Origin of the sequence: Polaromonas naphthalenivorans CJ2 (assembly GCF_000015505.1) — a bacterium.
GTDB lineage: Bacteria > Pseudomonadota > Gammaproteobacteria > Burkholderiales > Burkholderiaceae_C > Polaromonas > Polaromonas naphthalenivorans.
On sequence record NC_008781.1, the window covers coordinates 3,110,364 to 3,132,337 of the forward strand.

The window sequence follows — 21,974 nt, forward strand, 5'->3', positions numbered from 1 at the left end:
CCCCATGAACCACTCCAAAACCCTTTTCGTGCTGCTGGCCTTTGCCGGGCTGGCGCTATATCCGCTGATGGCGGGCAACTACGGCATTGACCTGGTCACCAAGATGATGGTGTATGCCATCTTTGCGCTCAGCCTGGAGCTGCTGGTCGGCACCACCGGGCTGATCTGTTTCGGCCAGGCGGCGTTCTTCGGCATCGGCGCCTATGCCGCCGTGCTGCTGCCCGCGCAGACCGACGCGCCTTCGCTGCTCTGGCTGCTGCCGGCCTGCGTGCTGGCTGCGGCGGTGTACGCGCTGGCCGTGGGCGCGCTGTCGCTGCGCACCAAGGGCGCCTACTTCATCATGGTCACGCTGGCCTTCGCGCAGATGGCTTACTACGTGGTGCACGACACGCCGCTGGGCGGCGGCACCGACGGCATTTACCTGACCCTGAAACCGGTGCTCGGCACGCTGATCGACCTGGACAAGCCGCTGGTGCTGTACGGTTTCACGCTGCTCATGCTGGCGGGGGTGTTCGGCTTTCTGGCGCTGCTGGCAAGGTCGCGCTTTGGCCGCGCGCTTGCGGGCATTCGCGTCAACGAGCAGCGCATGCGCGCCACCGGCTTTTCAACCTATCCGTACAAGCTCGCGGCGTTCGTGATCTCGGGCGGCATTGCCGGGCTGGCGGGCTTTCTGTTCGCCGTCAAGGACGGCTTCGTGAATCCCGAGATGATGAGCTGGCACCTGTCGGGCGCTGTGCTCATCATGATCATCCTGGGCGGGCTCGGTCATCTGCGCGGCGCGCTGATCGGCGCGTTCGCCTTTGCGCTGCTGCAGGAGTTTTTCAAGTCCGAAGCGGTGTTTGGCGACTTCGCCCGGCACTGGCATCTGGGGCTGGGCCTGAGCATCATTGCCAGCGTGGTACTGCTGCCGCGCGGGCTGGTCGGCTTGCCCGGACAACTCCGCGCCCGGCTGGTGGGCCGCAGCAACCTGCAGGGAGCGCGCCATGAAGCCGTCTGAAATCTCGTCTGATGTCTCGCCTGAAGTCCTGCTGCGCGGGCGCGAAATTACCCGCCGCTGGGGCGGCCTGTTGGCGCTCAGCGGCGTGTCGCTGGATCTGGCGCGCGGCAGCGTGCATGCCGTGATTGGCACCAACGGCGCCGGTAAATCCACTTTAATCAACATCCTGTCCGGCGAAATTCCGCCTTCAAGCGGCAGCGTCGAACTGCTCGGCCAGGAGGTGACGGGCTGGACGCAACCGCGGCGTGCCCGCCTGGGCCTGGGTCGCAGCTACCAGCGCAACACCATCTACCCCAGCTTCAGCGTGTTCGAGAACTGCCGGCTGGCCGCGCAGGCCGCCACCCAGAGGCCGTGGCAATGGTGGCGCAGCGCGCAGCATTGCGATGCCAGCCTGTCGGCCGCGCACGATGCGGCGTCCCGCGCCGGCCTGAACGACTTGCTCGACCGCCCGGCCGGATTGCTATCGCACGGGCAAAAGCGCCAGCTCGAAATCGCCATGTGCCTGGCCACAGCGCCACAGGTGCTGCTGCTCGACGAACCGCTGGCCGGCATGGGCGCGGAAGAGACCGAGCGCATGCTCGCGCTGCTGGCCGAACTCAAGCCCGGCCATGCCATCTTGCTGGTCGAACACGACATGGATGCGGTGTTCCGCATTGCCGAGCGCATCACCGTCATGGTCAATGGCGCTGTGATTGCCAGCGACACGCCCGCCGGCATCCGCAGCAACCCGCAGGTGCAGGCCGCCTATCTTGGAGACCATTGACGTGAAGCCTTCTTCTGAATTCATCCTGGAGGCGAGTTGCATCCACGCCTGGTACGGCTCCAGCCATGTGCTGCACGGCATCGACCTGGCCATCGGGCGCGGCGAAACCATCGGCCTGCTGGGGCGAAACGGCATGGGCAAGAGCACGCTGATCCGAACCCTGCTCGGGCATGTGACGCAGCGCGACGGCCGCATCATCCTGTTCGGACAGGACACCTCCCGCGCCAGGCCGCATGAAGTGGCGCGCCTGGGCGTGGCCTACGTGCCCGAAGGACGCGGCGTGTTCCCCAACCTGTCGGTGCGCGAAAACCTGATAATGGCGGCCCGCCGTGGCCGCGATGGCCGCAACGACTGGTCATACGAGCGCGTACTGGAGACCTTTCCGCGCCTGAAGGAGCGGCTGAGCAACCTGGGCGCACAGCTCTCGGGTGGCGAGCAGCAGATGCTGTCAATTGGCCGGGCGCTGATGACGCATCCCGACCTGATCATCCTCGACGAAGCCACCGAAGGCCTGGCGCCGCTGATCGTGCTCGACATCTGGAACGTCATCAGCGCCATCCGCGCCAGCGGCATTGCCACGCTGATCGTGGACCGAGACTACCGCAAGGTGCTAGCGCAAGCGGATCGCGCGCTGGTGCTGCAAAAAGGCCAGGTAGTGCTGCAGGGCAATGCCGACGCGGTGGCTGCTAGCCCTGCGCTGGCAGACTACCTGGGCGTGTGAAGGGGCCAGGGAGTCGTGATGATGGTGCGAGAGACGGGACTTGAACCCGTACGACATCACTGTCCCGGGATTTTAAGTCCCGTGCGGCTACCGATTACGCCACTCTCGCTGGTGAAAATTGGGGAGATGCACTGACCAACCCGAACAGCATTGTCAAACAAAACGCCTCTTTTCAAGAGGCTGATGACAATTACTTTATGGAGGCGCGGCCCGGAGTCGAACCGGGCTAGCCGGATTTGCAATCCGGTACATAACCGCTTTGTTACCGCGCCCTATTTCTTCGAACATTCCCAACAAAAAAGGGCAGCATTTTGAAGTGCTGCCCTTTGAATTGGAGCGGGAAAAGAGGCTCGAACTCTCGACCTCAACCTTGGCAAGGTTGCGCTCTACCAACTGAGCTACTCCCGCGAGTCTAGCTATAAATTATAGCTTGGTTTTTTAACCATTCGGACTTGATTGCAAAAAAAGTAACCGATGGCCATCATTTCATGGAGGCGCGGCCCGGAGTCGAACCGGGCTAGCCGGATTTGCAATCCGGTACATAACCGCTTTGTTACCGCGCCATATCTCTCGAACATTTCCAATAAAAAAGGCCAGCATTTTGAAGTGCTGGCCTTTGAATTGGAGCGGGAAAAGAGGCTCGAACTCTCGACCTCAACCTTGGCAAGGTTGCGCTCTACCAACTGAGCTACTCCCGCGAGTCTAGCTATAAATTATAGCCTGGTTTTTAACCATTTTCTTGAATCTAGAAAAAGTTTACTCAATGCTTGACGGCGTCCACAACCAGCGAAGGCACAGCAGCACTGGCAGCTGCAATCAAGGCAACTTCTTCATCCGTCAACGGAACAGGCTGCCGCTCCAGTGCGACCTGCAGCACCTGATCTATCCACTTCACAGGAATGATTTCAAGACCGGCTTTTACATTGTCTGGAATCTCTTGTAGATCTTTGGCATTCTCTTGCGGAATCAGCACCGTCTTGATGCCCCCACGCAAGGCTGCAAGCAGTTTTTCCTTCAATCCGCCAATAGCCGTTACTTCACCCCTGAGCGTAATTTCTCCGGTCATCGCCACATCGCCTCGCACCGGAATGCCCGTTAATGCAGAAACAAACGCAGTGGTCATGGCGGCACCGGCGCTGGGGCCGTCTTTGGGCGTTGCACCATCGGGCACGTGAATATGGATATCACGCTTTTCAAACATCTCATCCTTGATACCAAGCACTCTGGCTCGGCTGCGGACCACGGTGCGGGCCGCCTCGACAGACTCCTTCATGACATCACCAAGCGAGCCCGTTCGGGTAATCACGCCCTTGCCGGGCATGACGGCTGCTTCAATTGTCAGCAAATCACCGCCAACCTCAGTCCATGCCAATCCGACGACCTGGCCCACTTGGTTGTTCTTTTCTGCGCGTCCGTAATCGTATTTCCTCACACCCAGGAACTCATTGAGGTTATCTGGCGTCACCACGACTTGGGGCGTCATTTTTTTAAGCTGGATGCCCTTGACCACCTTGCGGCAAATCTTGGACAGTTCGCGCTCAAGTGAGCGTACACCGGCTTCACGGGTGTAATAGCGGACGATGTCGCGCACCGCCTGCTCCTGTACTTCCAGTTCAGCATCCTTGACACCATTGTTCTTGACTTGCTTGGGCAGCAGGTAACGCATGGCGATGCTGGTTTTTTCGTCCTCGGTATAACCTGACAACCTAATAACCTCCATGCGGTCCAGCAGTGCCGGAGGAATGTTCATCGAGTTGGATGTTGCGACAAACATCACGTCGCTCAAATCAAAATCGACTTCGACATAGTGGTCGCCGAAAGTATGATTCTGTTCCGGATCCAGCACTTCGAGCAAAGCACTTGATGGATCACCACGGAAATCTGTACCCAGCTTGTCGATCTCATCAAGCAAAAACAGCGGATTGCGTGTACCTGCCTTGCTCAGGTTCTGCAATACCTTACCCGGCAATGCACCGATGTAGGTACGACGGTGACCACGAATTTCTGCTTCGTCACGCATGCCACCCAAAGCCATGCGGACATACTTGCGTCCGGTTGCCTTGGCAATGGATTGACCGAGCGAAGTCTTACCCACCCCTGGTGGGCCGACCAAGCAAAGAATCGGCGCCTTGAGCTTGTCAACGCGCTGCTGAACCGCGAGGTATTCGACGATACGGTCCTTGACTTTTTCAAGTCCATAGTGGTCTTCATTGAGGACGGCCTCTGCATTGACCAGGTCATGCTTGATCTTGGTTTTCTTGCTCCATGGCAAACCGAGCAGCACGTCAATATAGCTGCGCACCACGGTAGCCTCGGCCGACATCGGCGACATCAGTTTGAGCTTCTTGAGTTCGCTTTCTGCCTTTTTACGGGCCTCCTGCGGCATCTTGGCGGCCTTGATCTTCTTTTCGATCTCTTCTATGTCTGCGCCCTCTTCGCCCTCTCCCAACTCTTTCTGGATGGCTTTGACCTGCTCGTTGAGGTAGAAGTCGCGCTGGTTTTTTTCCATCTGCCGCTTGACCCGGCCGCGGATTTTTTTATCCACATTGAGGATATCGACCTCGCGCTCAAGCTGCTCATACAGGTTTTCGAGCCGGGCTTTCACGTTATCAAGATCCAGAATGATCTGCTTGGCGTCGAGCTTGAGCGGCAAGTGCGCCGCGATCGTGTCCGCCAGTCGCCCGGCATCGTCAATGCTGGAAATCGACGTCAAAATCTCAGGCGGGATTTTCTTGTTCAGCTTGACGTAATGGTCAAACTGCTGCATGACCGCACGACGCAGGGCTTCGACTTCACTGCCTTTGCTACCAGCCACGACCACAACCGGCTCGACCGGGGAAATATTGGCGGTAAAGTGCTGTTCGCCTTCCTCAATTTTGTTGACCTTGGCGCGCTGCTGGCCTTCCACCAGAACCTTGACGGTACCGTCAGGCAACTTCAAGAGCTGCAAAATGGTCGCCACACAGCCCACTTCAAACATATCCTCAATGGAAGGCTCGTCTTTGGCTGCTGTTTTTTGGGCCACCAGCATAATCCGGCGCTCGGCCTCCATGGCCAATTCCAGGGCCTTGATGCTCTTGGGGCGGCCCACGAACAGCGGAATCACCATATGCGGAAAGACCACGACATCCCGCAATGGCAAAAGCGGCAGATTGATGGGTGTGGAGGTAAGAAAAGTTTGTCCGGACATATAAACCTTAAAAATCAAGGTAAGACGCAACGACCCGTTTCAGGGTCAGGCGAAGTACAAGCAACCAGACTTGAGGGTAGTTCTCGCCATTTCAAGCGTTTCCTGCCGTGTCCGGGACTCAGGCTTTTTTAGCGGCTTCGCGGTATACCAACAAAGGCGGCTTGTTTTCTTCAATCGTGGATTCATCCACAACCACCTTGGCGACATTACTGGTAGTGGGTAAATCAAACATGGTGTCAATCAAGGATTGCTCCAGAATCGAACGCAGACCGCGCGCACCGGTTTTTCGGGCCAGTGCCTTGCGGGCAATGGCTTTCAATGCCGAAGGCCTGATTTCGAGATCAACGCCTTCCATGGCAAGCAGCTTGCTGAACTGCTTGACCACGGCATTTTTAGGCTCCGTCAAGATCTGAACCAGTGCATCTTCACTGAGTTCCGCCAGCGTAGCGATCACCGGCATACGGCCGACCAGTTCGGGAATCAAGCCAAACTTGATCAGGTCTTCAGGCTCGACATCCTTGAAGGCTTCCGTCAGGCTGCGCGCTTTTTTGCTTTTGACGGCAGCGCCAAAACCAATCCCGGAGGCTTCGGTCCGGTTTTCAATCACCTTTTCAAGTCCCGAAAAAGCACCGCCGCAAATAAAGAGGATGTTGGTGGTGTCAACCTGGAGAAAATCCTGGTTTGGATGCTTGCGCCCGCCTTGGGGAGGCACGGAAGCCATTGTTCCTTCCATCAGTTTCAGCAATGCTTGCTGAACCCCTTCGCCAGACACATCGCGAGTGATGGAGGGGTTGTCGGATTTACGGGAAATCTTGTCGATTTCGTCGATGTAGACAATCCCTTGCTGGGCACGATCAACTTCGTAATTGCAGCTTTGCAGCAATTTCTGGATGATATTTTCGACGTCTTCACCCACATAGCCGGCCTCGGTCAGCGTCGTGGCGTCGGCCATGACGAAAGGCACATTCAGCGTTCTGGCCAGCGTTTGAGCGAGCAGGGTCTTGCCGGAGCCGGTGGGGCCGATCAGCAGGATGTTGCTCTTGGTCAGCTCGACATCGTCTTTTTTGGCTGATTCCTTGTGGCGCAGCCGCTTGTAGTGGTTGTACACGGCAACCGCCAGCGTGCGCTTGGCGGGTTCCTGTCCAATCACATAACCATCAAGCGTGGCCTTGATCTCCGCAGGCGTTGGCAAATCACTGCGCGCTTCGCCTGCCTCACTGCCTGAAGGCAATTCGTCGCGGATGATTTCATTGCACAGATCAATACACTCATCACAAACAAAGACGGATGGGCCAGCAATCAGTTTTTTGACTTCATGCTGGCTTTTACCGCAGAAGGAGCAGTACAAAGTCTTTTCGCTGGAGGAGCCTTTTTTCTCGGCCATTGTGGGGGACGCCTTTAACGTGACTGGGGAAAACTATGAGCTTCGCCAATGATAACCAATAAAAAAACGGCGTTTCTGTAATAGAAAAACGCCGTTGTTGCAGGGCAGCTTATAGCTTATAGCGCTACAGGGCAGATCAGGGCCGTTTTGATATCACCTGATCGACGACGCCATAAGCCTTCGCCTCATCGGCGAACATGAAGTAGTCGCGCTCTGTATCGCGCTCGATTTTTTCAACCGTCTGGCCGGTGTTGTGGGCCAGAATGCGATTGAGCTGGTCGCGCGTCTTCAGGATATCACGGGCATGGATTTCAATATCCGATGCCTGACCCTGCGCGCCACCCGATGGCTGGTGAATCATCACACGCGAATTGGGCAGCGAAAAACGTTTGCCCTTGGTACCGGACGACAGCAAAAACGCACCCATGCTGGCGGCCATGCCGACGCACAGCGTGGACACGTCCGGCTTGATGAATTGCATGGTGTCGTAAATTGCCATGCCAGCCGTGACTGAACCGCCGGGCGAGTTGATGTAAAAAGAAATGTCCTTGTCAGGATTTTCGCTTTCCAGAAACAGCAACTGGGCCACCACCAGATTGGCCGTCTGGTCATTGACCGGGCCGACCAGGAAAATGACGCGCTCCTTGAGCAACCGCGAATAAATGTCGTAAGAACGCTCACCACGGCCGGACTGCTCAATGACCATGGGCACCATGCCCAAGCCCTGGATTTCCTGGCTAGCGGCTTGCGGGCTGTTGTAGCCGCCATAAATACTGTTTCGAACCATTAATTTTTCTCCAGTGATAGATGTACTACTGTACCCAAAAATGAATTGGGGCCTGCACCGCAAAGCACAAGCCCCAATCTCAGGAGAAAACAGCTGTTTAGTTCTGGCCCATCAACTCGTCAAAGGAAATGGCTTTCTCGCTCACCTTGGCTTTGCCCAGGACAAAGTCGGTGACGTTGTTTTCAATGACGACGGCTTCCACTTCGGCCATGCGGCTGTTGTCGCTCAGGTACCAGCGAACCACTTCCTGGGGCTTTTCGTAGCTGGCGGCCAGCTCTTCGATGTGCGACTTGAGCTGCTCGGGCTTGGCCTGCAATTCATTGGCGCGCACCAGTTCGGCCACCACCAGGCCCAGACGGACGCGCTTTTCAGCCTGAGGGCGGAAAAGTTCTTCTGGAATCGGCGCCTTGTCGGCGTCCTTGATGCCGCGCTGCTTCAGGTCGGCCCGTGCATTTTCAATCAGGCGTTCGAGTTCGGCTTGCACGCTGGCATTGGGCAAATCGAGTTCGGCGTTGGTAACCAGCGCATCCATCACGGCATTTTTGTTGCGGGCCAGCAGGCGGAACTTGACTTCGCGCTCAAGGTTTTTCTTGATGTCCGAACGCAGGCCTTCGACCGTTGCATCGGCAATACCGAGCGACTTGGCGAGTTCTTCGTTGACTTCAGGCAGGTGCGCGGCTTCAATCTTCTTGACCGTCACCAGGAAGTCGGCCTGCTTGCCGGCCACGTCCTTGCCGTGGTAATCGGCCGGGAAGTTCAGCGGGAAAGTCTTGCTTTCGCCGCTTTTCATGCCGCGCACGGCATCTTCAAATTCTTTCAGCATCTGGCCGTCGCCGACGATGAACTGGAAGTCTTCAGCCTTGCCGCCGGCGAAGGTCTCGCCGTCCATCTTGCCTTCGAAGTCGATGGTGACGCGGTCGCCGTCCTGTGCCGGCTCGTCGGCTGCGCGCAGGGCGAAGGTGCGGCGCTGCTTGCGCAGGATGTCCAGCGTCTTGTCGATGGCCGCGTCGCTGACTTCAGCGCTGAGCTTTTCAACTTCGGCATTGGCCAGGTCGGCGATCTTGACGTCGGGATAGACTTCGAAAATCGCATCGAAAGCCAACTCGCCTTCAGGCGCATCTTCTTTTTCGCTGATGCGCGGCTGGCCGGCAACGCGCAGCTTGGCTTCGTTGGCGGCAACGGCGAAAGCCTCGCCGACCTTGTCGTTCATGACTTCGTAATGCACCGAGTAGGCATAACGCTGGCTGACCACGCTCATCGGAACCTTGCCGGGGCGAAAACCATCCATCTTGACGGTGCGGGCCAGCTTCTTCAGGCGGGTAGCGACTTCCGACTGGATGGTATTGAGGGGCAGCGTGAGCGTCATTTTGCGCTCGAGCTTTTCAAGATTTTCAACAGTCACGGCCATGATGGTTTCCTAAAAATCAAAATTTATTCAAAACTAGGCTTTTGCCTAGCCAGCTGCAGTCAAGCAGCACCTGACGGCTTGGGGCACAACTGCCACTGCAAAGCCTCAGGGATGGTGCGCGGGGCGGGACTCGAACCCGCACAGTATTGCTACCGTCAGGACCTAAACCTGGTGCGTCTACCAATTTCGCCACCCGCGCTCCTGAAAAAACAGCGGGAATCCGGATTACTGTCCGGATTCCCGCCTGAAATCGGTCAACTTTCTATTTTAGCCTGTATCCGGGCGCACTTTTCCGGCAACTTGTCAGGCCAGGCGGATTCATGCCGAGGCTGGAGTAGCGCCTCCCTCCCTTTTCACGCGAAACCAGGCCGCGTACATCGCCGGCAAGGCCAGCAGTGTCAGCACCGTGGCGACGATCAGGCCGCCCATGATGGCGACCGCCATCGGCCCCCAGAACACGCTGCGCGACAGCGGAATCATGGCCAGCACGGCGGCCGCCGCCGTCAGCACGATGGGCCGCAGGCGGCGCACGGCGGACTCGACAATCGCGTCCCAGGCCGGCACGCCACTGGCCCGGTCCTGCTCGATCTGGTCAATCAGGATGACGGAATTGCGCTGGATCATGCCCATCAGCGCAATCACGCCGAGCAAGGCCACGAAGCCGAACGGCCGGCCCAGCAGGATCAAGGCCCCGGCCACGCCGGCAATGCCCAGTGGACCTGTGATGAACACCAGCATGGCGCGGCTGAAGCTGTGCAGCTGCAGCATGAGCAGCGTGAAGGTCAAAAACAGCATGATGGGAATCCCGGCCGCGATGGACGCCGAGCCCTTGGAGCTTTCTTCCACCGCGCCGGCCACCTCGATGCGGTAGCCCGCCATGCCGCTGCCGTGCCATTTGGCTTCCAGCGCCTTGAGCGCGGGCAGCAGCTGCGCCGTGACGGTCGCGCCCTGCAGGCCTTCGGCGATGTCGCCCTGCACCGTGATGGCGTAGTCGCGGTTTTCACGCCACATCACGCCCGGCTCCCAGGCAAACACCGGCTTGGCAATCTGCATGAGCGGAATCGACTGGCCCGACGCCGTCGGCAAATAGGCATTGCCGATATCGGTGATCGCGCTACGTTCGTCCAGCGGCTGGCGCAGCACGATGTCGATGAGCTTGTCGCCTTCGCGGAACTGGCCCACGGTCGAGCCGCTGAGCATCGTGCGCGAAGCCTGCGCAATCGACTGGCTGGTCACGCCCAGCGCGCGCGCCTTGGACTGGTCCACGTCCAGGCGCATCACCTTGACCGATTCGTTCCAGTTGTCATTGACGCCGCGCAGGCTGGCGTTCTCGCGCATCACCGCCTTGACTTCATCGGCGCGCTCGCGCAGCACCAGCGGGTCGATGCCGACGACGCGGAACTGCACCGGGTACGGCACCGGCGGCCCGTTGGGCAGCAGCTTGACGCGGCCGCGCACCTCGGGAAACTCGGTCGCCAGCAGCGCCGGCAGCTTGATGCGCAGCGATTCGCGGATTTTCAGGTCCCTGGGCAGAACAATCATCTGCGACACGTTGGTCTGCGGAAACACCTGGTCCAGCGGCAAATAAAAGCGCGGCACGCCCGAGCCCAGCCAGGTGCTGACCGAGGCCACGCCTTCCTCGCGCATCAGCCGCTGCTCGACACGTTTGGCCGTGGCTTCGTTGGCGGCAAACGAGGTGCCTTCGGGAAACCAGATATCGACCATGATCTCGGGCCGGCTGGAGTCCGGGAAGAACTGCTGCTGCACCCGGCCCATGCCGACGATGCCCAGCGCAAAGATCAGCACCGTCGCGCCAATCGTCAGCCAGCGGTGTTCCACGCACCAGTTCACGGTGCGGCGAAAGGTGTTGTAGAACGGGCTGTCGAACATCTCGTGCGGGTTGTCCTCGCCGGCCTGCACCTGCAGCACATGCGGTGGCACCTTGAGCAGCAGCGTTCCCAGGTAAGGCACGAAATACACCGAGACAATCCAGCTGAGCACCAGCGCCACCACCGTGACGGCAAAGATCGCATAGGTGTATTCACCGGTCACCGACCGGGCCAGCCCGATGGGCAGGAAACCGGCGGCGGTGATCAGGGTACCGGTCAGCATCGGCATGGCGGTGATCTCGTAGGCGAAGGTGGCGGCGCGCACCTTGTCATAGCCCTCCTCCATCTTGCGCACCATCATCTCGACGGCAATGATGGCGTCATCGACCAGCAGCCCGAGCGCGATGATCAGCGAGCCGAGCGAAATCTTGTGCAGGCCGATATTGAGATACCACATCGCCAGGAAGGTCAGGCTCAGCACCAGCGGAATCGTGATGCCCACGACCAGCCCCGGCCGCATGTCGATGTAGTAGCGCTTCCAGAGCGGCAACTGGCCCGGCCCTTTGAAAGGCCGCTTGTGCAGGCCCAGACTGATGAAGCTCACGGCCAGCACGATCAGCACGGCCTCGATCAGCACGCCGACGAATTCATTGACCGAACCGGCCACCGCCTTGGGCTGGTCCTGCATGTGGACCAGCCTGACGCCGGCCGGCAGGCTGCGGTCAACATGGGCCGAGAGTGCTTCCAGCGACTTGCCGAGTTTGATGATGTCGCCGCCCTTGGTCATGGCCACGCCCAGCGCAATCACTTCCTTGCCCTGGTGATGGACCTTGACCACCGGCGGATCGACATAGCCACGCTTGATCTCGGCAATGTCGCCCAGCAGGAACTGCTGGCCTGAGCTGCCGCGAATCGGCATGGCCCGCAACTGCTCCACCGCCTCGAACTGCCCGGCCACGCGCACCTGCACCACGTCGAGCGGCGTCTGCACCGCGCCGGCGGATTCAATCGCGTTTTGCTGGCCGAGCTGCGCCAGCACCTGGTTCAGGTCCAGCCCCAGCGTGGCCAGGCGCTTTTGCGAAACCTCGATGAAGACCTTTTCGTCCTGCACGCCAAACAGCTCGACCTTGCTGACATCGGGCACGCGCAGCAGTTGCTGGCGCACGTCATCGGCAAAGGTCTTGAGTTCGGCGTAGCTGAAGCCGTCGGACTCCAGCGCGTAGATCACGCCATAGACATCGCCAAAATCATCGTTGAAGAACGGCCCCTGCACGCCAGCCGGCAGCGTGCCGCGCATGTCGCCGATCTTCTTGCGCACCGAATACCAGACGTTGGGCACCTCGCTGGCCCGGGACGAGTCCTTGATCTGGAAGATGATCTGCGACTCGCCGGGCTTGGAATAGCTGCGAATCCGGTCGGCATAGGGCGCCTCCTGCAAGGTGCGCTCCAGCTTGTCGGTGACCTGCTCGGCCACCTGCTGCGCGGTGGCGCCCGGCCAGTAGGTGCGCACCACCATGGCGCGGAAGGTGAACGGCGGGTCTTCGTCCTGCCCGAGCTGGAAATAGGACGCAAAGCCCAGCACCATCAGCACCAGCAGCAAATAGCGCGTCAGCGCCGGATGCTCCAGCGCCCAGCGCGAGAGGTTGAATTTTTCCGAAGGAGCATCAGCCGGGCCGGCGGCCTTGTCGTGGGTCGGTTGCGTCATGCCGCGCTCACTTCGCGCCAGGGGCTGAAGCAGCCGACACGGCAGGAACCTGATTTGCTATCGAATCAGGAGCTGCTTGTGCCCGTGGTTCTTGCGCAGAAGGCATATTTGACTGATAAATACTGACTTTTTGCCCCGGCGACAGCACATGCACGCCGGCGCTGACCACCTGCATCCCCGGCTCAAGGCCCGAAACCACGACCTCATTGCCGTCGGCCGTCGCCACCTGGATCACCTGCGGCCTGACGGTCATGGCGGCCTTGTCGAGCACCCACACCGTCGTCGCCTGGCCGTCACGGCGCAGGGCGCTGCTGGGCAGCTTGATGACTGGCGTGCCGGTGGGAGCGCCCGCCTCGACGGTGACATAGACCGTTGCGCCCAGCGGCGGCGGCGCCTTGGCGTCCATCGCCACCTTGACCGGATAGGTGCGCGTGACCGGATCGCTGCTGGCGGCGACCTCGCGCACCTTGCCGGTCAATTCCGTGTTTTGCGCCCAGATGCGAATTTTCACCGGCGCACCGACCTTGAGCCCGGCCACCCGGTCCTCGGGCACCGAGAACACCACGTCGCGCACGCCGTCGGCGGCAATCCGCAGCACCGGCGCGCCAGCGGCCACGACCTGGCCCGGCTCGGCTTCCACCGCCGTCACGATGCCGGACACATCGGCCGTCAGCACCGCGTAGTTCGTCTGGTTGCCCTGCACCGCCGACTGCGCCTGGGCCTGCTCCAGCTGCGCCTGCGCGGCCTTCAGGGTGGCCTCACGGCGCTCCAGTTCGGCGCCGCTGATGAAGTTCTGGTCCTTCAGCGCCTGGTAGCGCCTGAAATCGGCGGCGGCCAGGTTGCGGTTGATGGCGGCGGCGCTCACCTGGGCGCGGGCGGCGTCAAAGGCCAGCCGGTAGTCCTGCGGATCGAGCTGGGCCAGCACCTGCCCGGCCAAGACCCGCTGGCCGAGTTCGGCCTGCCGCTTGATGAGCTTGCCGCCGACCCGGAATCCGAGCCGGGACTCGACCCGCGCCCGGACTTCACCGGCATATTCGTGGCGCGAAGCATAGGCGCTGGTGCCGACGGTGATGACCCTCACGGCGCGAACCGGTTCCTCGGGCGGCGCGGGCCGGGAGCAGGCGACCAGCAGCGCGGCAACGCTCGCCAGGGAGACAACGGTTTTTTTCATGATGGACTGAATGGAAAAGGTTCCGGGCGAATCCGGGCAGGGGAAATAGGCAAAGGGGTTGTCAGTCGAATGCTACTGACTGAGCGGTTAGTAATTTATGAGAAATGCAAAATCTTGTCAAGCGACAATCCAGCGCATGAATCCAGGCCCCTCCCCGCACCCCTCCAGCCTGCAAGGCGTCAGCCATTACGAGAACTTTCCGGTCGCGTCCTTGCTGTGCCCGCCGCACCTGCGCCCGGCGATTGCCGCGATTTACTGGTTTGCCCGCACCGCCGACGACATCGCCGACGAGGGCGATGCGCTGCCGCAGGCGCGGCTGGACGACCTGGCGGCCTACCGCGCCGACCTGATGGCGACGGCTGCCGGCCGGGCGCCCTCGCCGCGCTGGGCCGATGTGTTCGGGCGGCTGGGGCCGGTCATCCGGCAATTCGCCCTGCCCGTCAATTTGCTGGCCGACCTGCTCAGCGCCTTCGAGCAAGACGTGGTCAAGCAGCGCTACGCCAGCCAGGCCGAACTGCTCGACTACTGCCGGCGCTCGGCCAACCCGGTCGGCCGGCTGCTGCTGCACCTGTACGGCGTGAAGGATGCGCCATCGCTGATCGAGAGCGACTGCATCTGCAGCGCGCTGCAGCTGATCAACTTCTGGCAGGACCTGGGCGTTGACATTCCACGCGGCCGCATCTACCTGCCCGCCGACGCCTGGGCGCCGCACGGGGTTGACGAAGCGCAGCTGCTGGGCTTGCAAAGCAACCAGAATACTATAAATTTGATAGCTACTCACGTCAGTCAGGCGAGCGCAATGATGCTAAAAGGCTCGCAACTGGTGAAAAAAGTGCCAGGGCGCGGCGGCTGGGAACTGCGGCTGGTGGTGCAAGGCGGCCTGCGCATCCTGGACAAGATAGCAGCGCAGGGCTTCGACACGCTGCAGCGGCGGCCCAAGCTCGGCGCCTGGGATGTGGCTGTGATGGGCTGGCGGGCACTCTGGATGTGAGGCAAAGAAGTCTTGGAGCGCACTCAGACATCCCGCACCACCGTAAAACCAACAGTGTCAATCAAACAAACGGGATTCCTTGACCTTGTAAGCAGCGGGTTTCTTTTGCTTTTCCAAGACCCCTTCATCAACAAGGCGCTGCAGCCACGCTTTGGCTTGCATCGTGGAAACTTCCAACGCACTGCCAACCTCGGCCTCTTTCATTGGCGTGATTAAAAGCCGCTGCATCACTTCACGCACCGTTGAAAACAAGGCACGGCCCAGACTGGACTCCACCTGTATGACCTTGTCGCTCTGCTGTCTAGCCTCCGAAGCTGGCACCGCCTCTAGCGTTTGTGACGCGACCTCTGTGACCGACTGATCTTTTGCTATAGCGATGGCAGACAACAAAGGCTGAGCGTCAGGGAATACAGCCATCGCAGCGGGTGCAGACACAGGCGGCTCACCGCTTGAGAACAACTCTGCACTGACCTGTGTTTCACTCACTGGCGTGATCGCCTCAAACACGGTTTGAAATGAATCTGCATCCAGGGGATCTGGCCAAGTCACAGCCCCTTTTTTGCGCAACGCCTCAAGCCCCTCCGACGCCTCGCCTGTAGACCGGACATAGACAGGCACTAACCGCAGCTTGTCGAGTTGTTCTACCGCACCAGCCCAGGTTCCGCCCTTGTTAAGGTCAGAACTCACAACCAACGCAGCATCGGCGAGCGCGTAAATCAGCTTATTGCGCTGCATGGCATGCCCGACATTGAAGCCAGCACTCGGGTCATAGGGCGAGACCAGCACCAGTTGACCCTCCATCAGCAGATTGCGATGCTCGCGATTCATCACGGTCTTTTCCAGGCTATCGGCCAGAACGCCGCAAACCTTCCCGCCGGCCTCCAGCGCGCCCCGCATGGCCGCTTGATCAATTCCCTTGGCACCGCCTGAAACGATTGTCCTGCGTGCGCGGGCAGCGATTCGACCCACGGTCATCGTGTACTCGATCAGCGCCTCATCCACATGGCGCGATCCGACGACCGCAAGTCCGCCAGCATCCAGTAAGCCGATTTCCCCGCAACCGTACAGGATGGCCGGTGCATTTTCCCGTAACCGCTCCTTCAAGCGCCGAGGGTAATTTGCATCGGCACGGCTGACGACCCAGATGGCGCGAGCTTGCCAACGCTCTATGGCCTGACTCAAAAGAAAACCGCGTCCCAGCAAACGCTGCAGACGGCTTTCTTCAATGACAGGCGCACAGGCCCGGAGCAGATCCGGCGCATCTGGCAACAGCAGATCGGCGGGCTGACGCTGCATATCCCACAGATGGCGAGCAAAGCGCTTGTACTCGCCAGGTGATAAAAGTTCTGAAGATGGCGCTCCACGTCCAGCGATCAATGGAGCCGTGAGCAGCAGGATAGCCTGCGTATTGGGAGAAAGAACAGGCATTATTGGTCACTCCCCGTTTGTGAAAGCGCTAGCGGCCAAACCTCGCCACTGCCACCTTTGCGCAATAGCCAAGCAGCGACAGTGAAGGTCCAGCGCGAATCCACCATGTCGTCAATCAATAGCACCGGGCCATCAGGAACGGCCTGACCATTGAGGGCCAGCGAACCGTCAATGTTGCGCGCCTGCTGAGCGCTGTTTTCCATGGTCTTTTGTTCGGGCCTGTTGTCTGTCTTTTGGAGTAGTCTGTGAAAGGGTAAGTTCAGCGCAGCCGCCAATCGCTGCGCAAAATTCGGCACCAAATCGGGATGGCGCAGTGATGGAACGCAAGTCACCCAGGTTGGTGTCGGTTGCGGGCTCCACTCGTGAATCATCTTCACGCAAGCGGCAGCCAGACTATCTGCAAAGTGGCTATCGCGGTATTTGCCCTGTTTGACGAGTTGCCCCCAACCGGCGTCATTCCAGGTGCATAACGCTTTCCCAGGCTGGGCTCGTAAATTTTCAGGAATTTTTCCTTTCATATGCGACAGCGGCATTCCGCCAGCTGGCCACTGGAGACGGGGCTGGATTGGCAAGCTGGTGCGACGCAAAAAAGCCACAGCGTCCCGCACAAGGTCATCATTTACATGGGTTGACAGTGGAGTTAGCGCAGGCGGATTCACAACACTCGAATCACCATCGAGTGCCCGGATAAGAAAACCCATATGCTCGCCAAACGGCAAGCTGACATACGCCTGCATCTGCCGGTGTTCGCCGCGACGCAATGCGGTAAGTCGCTCCGCTCGCGCCCAGAACCCCTCACTCAGAATTGCCGCTGTAAGCTGCCACTTGCTGTCTTGCTTTGCGATGGGAGCGGGCGACTCGAGAGAAAGCAGCGCCAGTGTCTTTTCGATACGTCCCTTGCTCAGATTGACTCGGCTCAACAATTCTGGAACCGAAAGGCCGTTGTGTTCCCTTTCAAGTGCATCCAGAACATCAGCGACTTCTTGCCGGGTCGGGAAAGCGGTTTTTATGAACCAGTCAGCGATTCTCGACTCCTCTTCGCCGCTCAACAAAATGCCATAGGCAGACTCCAGAGCGCGTCCTGCGCGGCCCACCTGCTGGTAGTAAGCGACGACTGAACCCGGCATTTGATAATGAATCACAAAGGCTAAATCTGGTTTGTCATACCCCATCCCCAAGGCCGTGGTGGCTACGAGTGCCTTGATTTGGTTACTGAGCAACGCCTGCTCCAGCTCCTCCCGGCGGTCACCTGTTTCACCTGTGTAGGCCTCGACGTTAAAACCACGAGTTTTTAACCAATCAGCCACTTGATTGGCATCATGCACTGTCAGCGTATAGATGATGCCGTGACCTTCAAGGGTGGCGAGCTGTTCGGCCAGCCAAGCCAGACGTTCAGCCTGGCTTGGCAAGCGTATGGTTTGCAGCGTCAGCGAAGTACGGTTCAGGTCACCGCGTGATACCTCCAGATTCGGACCCAGTACAGCAGCGAGATCGTCCATCACCCGGTTATTTGCTGTTGCGGTAGTGGCCAGAAGCCGCAAATTGGGAGGCAAGGTTCTGACAATGCGCTCCAGCAGCCGATAGTGCGGCCGGAAGTCATGCCCCCAGTCTGAAATACAGTGCGCTTCATCAATCACCAACATCGAGATGCGCCCGGCGATACCTACAAGAACCTGTGTGCGGAACCGTTCGTTTGCCAGCCGCTCAGGTGAAATCAGCAGGATATCAATCTCATCGCTGCCCAGCTTGGCTTCAACATCAGTCCAGTCTTCCAGATTGTCAGAATTGATGGTGGCGGCCCGCAAACCCATTCTTTTTGCTGCGGCAATCTGATTTCGCATCAAGGCCAGCAACGGCGAAATCAACAAAACTGGACCCTGACCAGCATCACGAAGCAACTTTGTGGCGATGAAGTAAACGAAACTTTTGCCCCAGCCGGTCTTTTGCACAACCAGCAGGCGGCCTCGGCCTTCAACAACATGACGAATTGCTTGCGCCTGATCATCTCGGAAGGTGGCATCGGCACGGCCCGAGCCCTTTCGGAGAAGTTCTAACGCTCGCTCAGGCACATAAAAAGGCATTTGTAAACTTTCGCTCTTGGGTTTGTTGGAATGTTTAACAGTAAGAAACCTGCACAGGTCATGAAGTGAGCAACTTTTTTGCTCTGGAACTCTTGCTTAAGAGCACCCGCTTCAAAACCTATTTTTGTTCGATTTTTATCTTAACGCCCAAGGTCAACGGAACAGAAAACCACAACGCACAAATATGCATGACCACTCTTGAAGCTGAGGTAAACCATTTCATTCTCGTGTCCACCCAAATTGCGCACGCGCCGCCCCATGAAGGTGAACTAAGTGCCACATTCCGTCATTTCAGCCTGCGACAATCCCCGCATGACGCCAGAGAACTATGTCCAGCAAAAAGCCGCCGCATCCGGCAGCAGTTTTTATTACGCCTTCCTCTTCCTGCCCCCGGAAAAGCGCGCCGCCATCACCGCTTTTTACGCCTTCTGCCGCGAAATCGACGATGTGGTCGATGAAGTCACCGACCCCGGCGTGGCGCATACCAAGCTGGGCTGGTGGCAGGGCGAGGTCAGCAAGTCGTTTACCGGCAACCCGACGCATCCGGTGATGAAGGCCTTGATGCCCATGACCGCCACCTATGGCATTGAAGCGCGGCATCTGCAGGCGGTCATCGAAGGCTGCCAGATGGATTTGACGCAAAACCGCTACCTGGATTTTCCGGCCCTGCAGCGCTACTGCCACCTGGTCGCCGGCATCGTCGGCGAAGTGGCGGCGCGCATCTTCGGCCAGACCGACGACGCCACCACCGCCTACGCGCACAAGCTGGGCCTGGCTTTCCAGCTCACCAACATCATCCGCGACGTGGGCGAAGACGCCATGCGCGGGCGCATCTACCTGCCGGTCAACGAACTGCAGCAGTTCGATGTGAAGGCGCACGAAGTCCTCAAGCGCCAGTATTCGGACCGCTTCACCGCGCTGATGAAGTTCCAGACCGAGCGCGCCTTGGGCCTGTACGACGAGGCGCTGGCCCTGCTGCCCGCCGCCGACCGCCGCGCCCAGAAGCCCGGCCTGATGATGGCCAGCATCTACCGCACGCTGCTGCGCGAAATCGCCGCCGACAACTACCAGGTGCTGCACCAGCGCGTCAGCCTGACGCCGCTGCGCAAGTTCTGGCTGGCGTGGAAAACGCAGGCTTTGGGCAAAGTGGTCTGACCACATGAAAGTCGCCATCGTCGGCGCGGGCTGGGCCGGCTGTGCCGCCGCCGTCGAGGCCACGCGCCTGGGCCACCACATCACGGTTTTCGAAGCTTCGCGCACCGCCGGCGGCCGCGCGCGGCGGGTCATGGCCAGCGTGGCCGGCCTGCCGGTCGCCCTGGACAACGGCCAGCACATCCTGATCGGCGCCTATGCCGAGACGCTGCGGCTGATGAAGGAACTGGGCGCCGATGAATCCGCGTCCTTCCTGCGCCTGCCGCTGGCGATGCAGTTCCCCGATGGCAGCGGCCTGAAGCTGCCGGACTGGCCGGCGCCGCTGGACGCCTTCGCTGGCATCCTGACGGCCGGCGGCTGGTCGTGGGCCGACAAGCTGTCGCTGCTCAAAGTGGCGCTGGGCTGGCGGCTGGGCGGATTCGCCTGCCAGCCCGGCCAGTCGGTCAGCGATTTGTGCCGGGGCCTGACGCCCGGCGCGATGGCGTCGCTGATCGAGCCGCTGTGCGTGTCGGCGCTGAACACGCCGGCCGAACGCGCCAGCGGCCAGGTGTTTTTGCGCGTGATGCGCGATGCGCTGTTCGCGCAGGGCGGCGGCTCGAACCTGCTGCTGCCGCGCGTGGACCTGAATGCCCTGCTGCCCGATGCGGCGCTGGCGTGGCTGGCGGCGCACGGCGGGTTGCCGCGTCTGGGCGTTCGAGTGCAGTCGATTGCGCCGGCAGGCGCTGGCTGGACCGTTGACGGCGAAGCATTTGACCGGGTCGTGCTGGCCTGCCCGCCCAACGAAGCGGCCCGGCTGGCGCAAGGCAGCGGCCTGGCCGGCGATGCCTTGGCCGGGTGGATCGGGCAGGCGCGTGGACTGCGGCATGAAGCCCTGACGACGGTTTACCTGCATGCCAGCGAAGCCCGTTTACGCCAGCCCATGCTGGCCTTGCCTTCAAGCCCGGCCGAACCAGCGCAGTTCGTGTTTGACCGTGGCCAGCTCGGCGGCCCGGCGGGCTTGCTGGCCTTTGTCATCAGCGCCAGCACCGGCGACGGCGCCACGCTCACGCGGCAGGTGCTGGCGCAGGCGGCGCGGCAGTTGGGTCTGATCGACCTGCGGCCCGTGCAGACGATTGTCGAAAAACGCGCCACCTTTGCCTGCACGCCGGGCCTGCAGCGCCCTGCCGCACGAATTGCCGAGGGCCTGCTGGCTTGCGGCGACTACATTGCCGGCCCCTACCCGGCCACACTGGAAGGCGCGGTGCGCTCGGGGCTTGAGGCCGCCGCGCAGTTGCACTGAAAGCCGGATGGACCGTGCCGGACACCCAGGCATTTTGCTATTTAATTAATAGCTTCTTGCGCAGTCTGCACATGCGCTAGAGCCACTTTTCATACATGAACTTTGCCACATTCATGGCTGCGCGCCATGCCAGCGAGCCACAGCGCCCGAGCCATCTCAGCAAGACCCGATACGTTTTGCGGTGGGGTTCATCTGCAGGTGCATCTTGCCCAAGGGCGCCCCGGGCTTGACGGTCAGAAGCGGTAGTTGGCGAACAGGCCGACGCTGTTCTGGGATTTCTGTTCGGTCACCGGGCTGCTGGCGGCGTCGCCGCGCAGTCTTTCGGCGGTCACCCGAGCGCCCAGGCCCCATTGCGGCGTGAGCAGGTAATTGGCGCCCAGGCTGAAGCGCACGCTGTTGATGCCCGATACGGCGGTGTAGGCGGCGCGGCCGGAGCTGGCGCTTTGGGCGGCGCTGATGCCGAAGAAGGTCTGGCTGTACTTGCTGTCGGCCCAGGTGAAGCCGGGGCCGGCTGTCAGCATCAGGCGCTCGTTCACGGGGTACTTGCCTTCCAGGTCCATCAGCAGGCGAGTGCCCTGGTCCTTGCCTGCGGCGTCGGTCACCACGCTGCCGCGCACGGCAAACCATTTGTCGGTGTAGCTGCCGAAGGCACTGACGAACACGGTGCCGTCAATGTCGCCCAGGCCCCGCAGCGTGGCCGAGTCGGACTCTTCACGGGCCTTGCCCAGGGTCGAGCCCAGGCCGATGCCGGCGTGCCAATGCTCGTTTCTGAGCAGGTGGGCGCCCACGCCCAGCGGAATGCCCGCGCCCGGCAGGCCGCCGATGATGAAGCGGCCATAGCTCGCGCTGAGCATCGGAAAGGCGCTGACTTCGGTGGCGCCGCTGCCGGGGTATTTGGCATGGCTGACCACGCCGGCGCCGGCGCTGAATTTCCAGCTGTCGTCAAAGGGCTGGGCCATGGCGGCCGAGGAACCCAGGACGGCGCCCGCCAGCGCCAGCACGGGCACCGGGTAGTTGTATTTGCGAATGGTCATGCACTTTTCCTTGGAGGTTGAGAATCAGGAAACAAAGGGAAGGGAAACGAAGGA

At 60.3% G+C, this 21,974-nt stretch carries 15 protein-coding genes and 6 tRNA genes; 6 read left to right on the forward strand and 15 right to left on the reverse strand.

Annotated elements, in window-relative coordinates; genetic code table 11:
• The first annotated feature begins 4 nt into the window (after positions 1–4).
• Genes PNAP_RS14735 through PNAP_RS14745 form a run of 3 tightly spaced genes read left to right on the forward strand, consistent with a single transcriptional unit; the run spans position 5 to position 2,481 of the window.
• The gene (locus tag PNAP_RS14735) at positions 5–997 is read left to right on the forward strand and encodes a branched-chain amino acid ABC transporter permease (RefSeq protein ID WP_041377312.1); all 993 of its coding nucleotides are present in this window, start codon (positions 5–7) and stop codon (positions 995–997) included.
• Positions 984–1,760: an ABC transporter ATP-binding protein gene (locus tag PNAP_RS14740; RefSeq protein ID WP_011802326.1), complete on the forward strand. Its 777-nt coding sequence runs from the start codon at positions 984–986 to the stop codon at positions 1,758–1,760. The genes PNAP_RS14735 and PNAP_RS14740 overlap by 14 nt, the downstream gene beginning before the upstream one ends.
• Before the next feature lies 1 nt (position 1,761).
• Positions 1,762–2,481, forward strand: a complete 720-nt coding sequence (locus tag PNAP_RS14745) for an ABC transporter ATP-binding protein (RefSeq protein WP_011802327.1) — start codon at positions 1,762–1,764, stop codon at positions 2,479–2,481.
• 22 nt (positions 2,482–2,503) lie between these two features.
• On the opposite strand, the gene PNAP_RS14750 is transcribed toward PNAP_RS14745, so the two are convergent.
• From PNAP_RS14750 to PNAP_RS14805, 12 genes are all read right to left on the reverse strand, one after another.
• Positions 2,504–2,590 (reverse strand) — tRNA-Leu (locus PNAP_RS14750).
• An 89-nt stretch (positions 2,591–2,679) separates the two neighbouring features.
• Positions 2,680–2,753 (reverse strand) — tRNA-Cys (locus PNAP_RS14755).
• A 60-nt stretch (positions 2,754–2,813) separates the two neighbouring features.
• Positions 2,814–2,889 (reverse strand) — tRNA-Gly (locus PNAP_RS14760).
• Positions 2,890–2,970: 81 nt separating this feature from the next.
• Positions 2,971–3,044, reverse strand: a tRNA-Cys gene (locus tag PNAP_RS14765).
• 59 nt (positions 3,045–3,103) lie between these two features.
• A tRNA-Gly gene (locus PNAP_RS14770) sits at positions 3,104–3,179 on the reverse strand.
• Between the two features lie 62 nt (positions 3,180–3,241).
• Positions 3,242–5,671 carry an endopeptidase La gene (lon, locus tag PNAP_RS14775; protein ID WP_011802328.1) on the reverse strand — a complete coding sequence of 810 codons (2,430 nt, stop codon included), beginning with the start codon at positions 5,669–5,671 and terminating at the stop codon, positions 3,242–3,244.
• Between the two features lie 118 nt (positions 5,672–5,789).
• Positions 5,790–7,055 (reverse strand): ATP-dependent Clp protease ATP-binding subunit ClpX, encoded by a 1,266-nt coding sequence (clpX, locus tag PNAP_RS14780; RefSeq protein ID WP_011802329.1) that lies wholly within the window; start codon positions 7,053–7,055, stop codon positions 5,790–5,792.
• A 136-nt stretch (positions 7,056–7,191) separates the two neighbouring features.
• A complete protein-coding gene (gene clpP, locus PNAP_RS14785) occupies positions 7,192–7,842 on the reverse strand; it encodes an ATP-dependent Clp endopeptidase proteolytic subunit ClpP (protein WP_011802330.1) in 651 nt (216 codons plus the stop codon).
• A gap of 97 nt (positions 7,843–7,939) precedes the next feature.
• On the reverse strand, positions 7,940–9,250 hold the full coding sequence (tig, locus tag PNAP_RS14790; RefSeq protein WP_011802331.1) for a trigger factor: 1,311 nt from the start codon (positions 9,248–9,250) through the stop codon (positions 7,940–7,942).
• 112 nt (positions 9,251–9,362) lie between these two features.
• Positions 9,363–9,449: transfer RNA gene (locus PNAP_RS14795), tRNA-Leu, on the reverse strand.
• 119 nt (positions 9,450–9,568) lie between these two features.
• A complete protein-coding gene (locus tag PNAP_RS14800; RefSeq protein ID WP_011802332.1) occupies positions 9,569–12,784 on the reverse strand; it encodes an efflux RND transporter permease subunit in 3,216 nt (1,071 codons plus the stop codon).
• Positions 12,785–12,791: 7 nt separating this feature from the next.
• The gene (locus PNAP_RS14805; RefSeq protein WP_011802333.1) at positions 12,792–13,955 is read right to left on the reverse strand and encodes an efflux RND transporter periplasmic adaptor subunit; all 1,164 of its coding nucleotides are present in this window, start codon (positions 13,953–13,955) and stop codon (positions 12,792–12,794) included.
• 136 nt (positions 13,956–14,091) lie between these two features.
• Here PNAP_RS14805 and hpnC point away from each other — a divergent pair, with 136 nt between their 5' ends.
• Positions 14,092–14,946, forward strand: a complete 855-nt coding sequence (gene hpnC, locus PNAP_RS14810) for a squalene synthase HpnC (RefSeq protein WP_041376731.1) — start codon at positions 14,092–14,094, stop codon at positions 14,944–14,946.
• A gap of 57 nt (positions 14,947–15,003) precedes the next feature.
• Here hpnC and PNAP_RS14815 read toward each other — a convergent pair whose 3' ends face one another.
• Together PNAP_RS14815 and PNAP_RS14820 are read right to left on the reverse strand one after the other, a co-directional pair.
• Positions 15,004–16,374, reverse strand: a complete 1,371-nt coding sequence (locus tag PNAP_RS14815) for a DNA-processing protein DprA (RefSeq protein ID WP_011802335.1) — start codon at positions 16,372–16,374, stop codon at positions 15,004–15,006.
• The gene (locus tag PNAP_RS14820; protein WP_011802336.1) at positions 16,374–18,455 is read right to left on the reverse strand and encodes a RecQ family ATP-dependent DNA helicase; all 2,082 of its coding nucleotides are present in this window, start codon (positions 18,453–18,455) and stop codon (positions 16,374–16,376) included. The genes PNAP_RS14815 and PNAP_RS14820 overlap by 1 nt, the downstream gene beginning before the upstream one ends.
• Positions 18,456–18,767: 312 nt before the next feature.
• Here PNAP_RS14820 and hpnD point away from each other — a divergent pair, with 312 nt between their 5' ends.
• A complete protein-coding gene (gene hpnD / locus PNAP_RS14825) occupies positions 18,768–19,610 on the forward strand; it encodes a presqualene diphosphate synthase HpnD (RefSeq protein WP_041376733.1) in 843 nt (280 codons plus the stop codon).
• Positions 19,611–19,614: 4 nt separating this feature from the next.
• Positions 19,615–20,886, forward strand: coding sequence for a hydroxysqualene dehydroxylase HpnE (hpnE, locus tag PNAP_RS14830; RefSeq protein ID WP_011802338.1), 1,272 nt, complete (start codon positions 19,615–19,617; stop codon positions 20,884–20,886).
• Positions 20,887–21,119: 233 nt separating this feature from the next.
• Here the strand turns inward: hpnE and PNAP_RS25045 are convergent, their stop codons facing one another.
• The gene (locus tag PNAP_RS25045) at positions 21,120–21,920 is read right to left on the reverse strand and encodes a MipA/OmpV family protein (RefSeq protein ID WP_011802339.1); all 801 of its coding nucleotides are present in this window, start codon (positions 21,918–21,920) and stop codon (positions 21,120–21,122) included.
• Between the last annotated feature and the right edge of the window lie 54 nt (positions 21,921–21,974).